Annotated in this window: 2 protein-coding genes; both read left to right on the top strand. The window is 41.2% G+C overall.

The window, feature by feature from the left end:
* Positions 1-2,144, top strand: a 2,144-nt coding sequence (locus tag E1160_RS00435; protein WP_155153023.1) for a methyl-accepting chemotaxis protein, incomplete at its 5' end; no start/stop codon positions are given.
* Positions 2,145-2,285: 141 nt separating this feature from the next.
* Positions 2,286-3,194 (top strand): SEL1-like repeat protein, encoded by a 909-nt coding sequence (locus E1160_RS00430; protein ID WP_155153022.1) that lies wholly within the window; start codon positions 2,286-2,288, stop codon positions 3,192-3,194.
* Positions 3,195-3,840: the final 646 nt, after the last annotated feature.

Raw genomic sequence — 3,840 nt, 5'->3', positions numbered from 1 at the left:
TTAGAATTTCGTTAAATAAGTTAATACCTGCGACAACGATCTTTTTGTCTTTGTTAACCGCCATCGTGATCGGTTCTGCTGGATATTTTCTAGCCAGTGATGCTTTATCAAAACAAGCAGAAGAAAAACTATCCGCACAGGTATTTTCAAAAGCTGAAACCATTGATCTGTTAATGACCAGATTAAAGGAAGATATTTTACTTTTAGCGGCGACACCTTCCACCAATACCTCCTTTGGAGAATTTGAAACAGGTTGGTTGATGACCAAAGGGGAAAAAACCGAAGTTTTCCAAGATGTCTTCATCACCAATAATCCAAATAGTCCAGATGCAAGAGCTGAGTTTATTGACCCTAAAGGTTTTAAAAGTTCCTATCGGAAAGCCCATAAGAAACACCATCTTTTCTATAAACGTTTCGCGCAAGAGAAGGGCCTGAACGAACTTTATCTGATGGATAAAGAAGGAAATGTTGTTTATAGCGTCAACAAAAACATCGATTTCGCAACCAATCTTATGAGTGGCCCCTTTAAGAATTCAGGGCTAGGACAGGTCTTTAAACAAGCCTTGAAGATTAACGATCCATCTCAGATTGCTTTTTCAGATTTCACTGCTTACTCGGCATTGGATGACAAACCAACAAGCTTTATTGCGGCGCCAATCCTATCCAAAAAAGGACGGTTTGTCGGGGCTGTTGCTTTTCAATTACCTGAAACAGTCATCAATCAGGTGATGAACCAATCGGAAGGCATGGGGGAAACAGGCGAAGCTTATCTGGTGGGGCCAGATATGAAGATGCGCAGTAATTCCCGTTTCTCTGACGAATATATGATTGCGATTGAGAGCAAAGAAAACCAAGCGGTCGCAGATGCTTTAGCAGGCGAAAGTGGGGTTTTACATTATACAGGTGACGATGGGGTCGACTATTTATCTGCCTTCACCCCGATTACGATCGAAGGCGTGACTTGGGCCGTTGTTGCGGAACTTCATGAAGATGAGGCCGTGGCATCCGCCATTAAACTTGGTCAATTCATGCTCTATCTGATGCTGGGTATGGTGGTCTTTGCCACGGTGACCGGCTTGTTCTTGGGCCGCAATATTGCAGGTCCAATGCTGAAACTTGTGGAATCCATGCAGGAATTGGCAAAAGACGCAAAAAACGCGACGGTGCCCGATCTTGATCCACAAACCGCCTTCGGTAAAATTGCTGAAATCCTATCCGATTTTAAAGAACGCATTATTAAAAGTGAACAAAATGCCGAAGAACGTATTTTGGAACAGGAAACCAATCTACGAAAAGCGGAACAGTTACATAACCTAGTCCAAAGATTTGAAGAGAATATCAACAAATCCCTCACCGCTGTGCAGGGGGCGTCGGACCATATGCGTGGCACGGCTGAAAATATGCAAGGCACCGTTGAAAATACCAGCAATTTAGCAGGTGATGTGACATTGGTGACGGATAGTGCCTCACAAAATGTCGGCAGTGTGGCGGCAGCCACCGAGGAACTGGTAAATACCATTCAGGAAATCAGCGGACAGGTTGCCCATTCCAGCAGCATTTCAGACCATGCGGCAGAAGAAACCCAAAAAGGTCTGGAACTGGTAAATAGTTTAAATGAATCTACTCATAAAATTGGTGAAGTCATCACCATGATTAATGATATTTCCGAACAAACAAATCTATTGGCCCTCAACGCCACCATTGAGGCGGCCCGTGCGGGGGAAGCCGGTAAAGGTTTCTCTGTTGTGGCAAATGAAGTGAAGTCACTTGCCTCTCAAACCGCAAAAGCCACAGATGAAGTTTCAGATCATATCAACAAGATCAGAACCGACACACAAGATACCGTGGTCGCCATTAATCAGATCAATGATATTATTTCCAACCTGTCTGAAATCGGCACAGCCGTTGCGGCCGCCGTTGAGGAACAAGGGGCAACCACACAAGAAATTGCCCGCAACACCCAAGAAGCTGCATCAGGCACCGAAGATCTTCGCAACAAGATCGGGGATGTAAACCAGATGACAGATACCAGTAAAGAATCCATGGATACGATGCTTGAAGCCACCACGGAACTTCTCTCCTTATCCGAAGGTATCCGACATGATATCGAAGGCTTCCTGAAGGATGTAAAAACCATCAACTAACAAAAAAGGACAACCGGATATTAATGAGTATTAAGAAAAATAAATCCTATTCCTCCCATAACTCTCCTAGCTAAAGCGGGAGCATGAATTATGAGAGCATATTTGGGTTTAATTTCTAAAGCGAGTTTGATCTTTGCCAGCATGGCAATGTTCACACCTTCTAGCTATGCACAAGAAGGATTAATAGACTTCACCCTTTCCGAAAATCATATGATGTCCCTTTCGGTCCAAAACAGGATTCAGCCCGCCTTACGCAATAACGATTGTAAAACGGCTCTAGAAAATATTGATAAATATATTTATCCGGAGCCGCTTTTTTATTCATCTGCATTTGGTGCCATTTTCTGGAAATCATATTTCCTCGAAAAAGGGATTTGCCTCCCTAAAAATCAAAAGGCAGCCGCCGATTTACTAAAGAAATATTTGAATGTCAGCTATCGAGACGATTTGGCCTTTCGATATGCTTATTTTGTTGAAAATGGGATCGGCGTGAAACAGGATACTGACAAAGCTTATCAGCTTTATAAAGAATATTTACTCTATTCTCCTCACTTTGTAAAAGAAGGCTTCAGCAGAGATTACTTTCAAGAGCGGGATGCTCATTTGATTTCCCACACACCTATAAGCCCTCTGTTAGAGAAAGCCTTTACAGATACCGATACCTTAAAAAAAACTACAAATCCCAATGTTGCAATCGAGATTGCAGAACATTTCGCAGATCATAGAAATGATCTATATCCAACTGTCTTATGGTATAATCGCGCGCTGGAATTAGGTGATCAATCAGCAGGTTTGAAAATAGTCGATACGATTTTTAATCTCGAATATAATTACTCACTTCCAAGTCTTAGCAAAGATAAGGCCCTGACAATATTAGAAGATTTATTAAACACTGGCTATGAAGATGCCTTCAATTATACCGCTAAAAAAATCAATAAAGGCGAGCTGTTAACCCATACAGAAGGAATGAAGCAATATATTCTTAACTATGATCAAAAAGACAAATTGGAAATAGCCTCCCCGCCTATGATCCGCTTGATTCTGAAATAATTTAAGAACAATGGGATTTAATATTATTTTCTAGCTCATCTATCCTTTCCCAAACGGAATCTAAGAAATCAAGTTTCTGATCGAGAACTGTATCAACACCTTTAATGCTATAAAATATAGTTCCAACCAAGCTGCATCTGGCACCGAAGATATTCGTAACAAAATCGGGAATGTAAGCCAAATGACAGAAACTAGTAAGGAATCCATGGATACGATGCTTGAAGCCACCACGGAACTTCTCTCCTTATCCGAAGGTATCCGACATGATATCGAAGGCTTCCTGAAGGACGTCAAACAATAAATTAGGGTAAGACCCTAAATACAATTAAGAATTAGGCAGGATTCAAAGATTCAACCGATATTTTGCCTAATTCTAAAAAATTTGGGAAATTCAAATAACCTAACTGACTCAGGAGTATGGTTGAATTTCAACGTTTCTTCGGAACTTGCGCTAATATGTCTTGCGACAAACAAGTTTATACTCCTGATAGATGAACTAGAATGATAGCAAACTCATTCTCTAGAAATCACGACGCGGTTCTTTGTATAACAAAGTACTTCCTATGCGACTGAAAAAGATTGCCCCCCCTAGCAAAAGGAATGGAAGATAAATCCAAAAAACACATACACTCACAACAATATAAAT

This window comes from Curvivirga aplysinae, from assembly GCF_009711445.1.
Lineage (GTDB): Bacteria > Pseudomonadota > Alphaproteobacteria > UBA8366 > Aestuariispiraceae > Curvivirga > Curvivirga aplysinae.
Note: the sequence above shows the minus strand (reverse complement) of the source record. Positions and strands in the feature narration are given on the sequence as shown.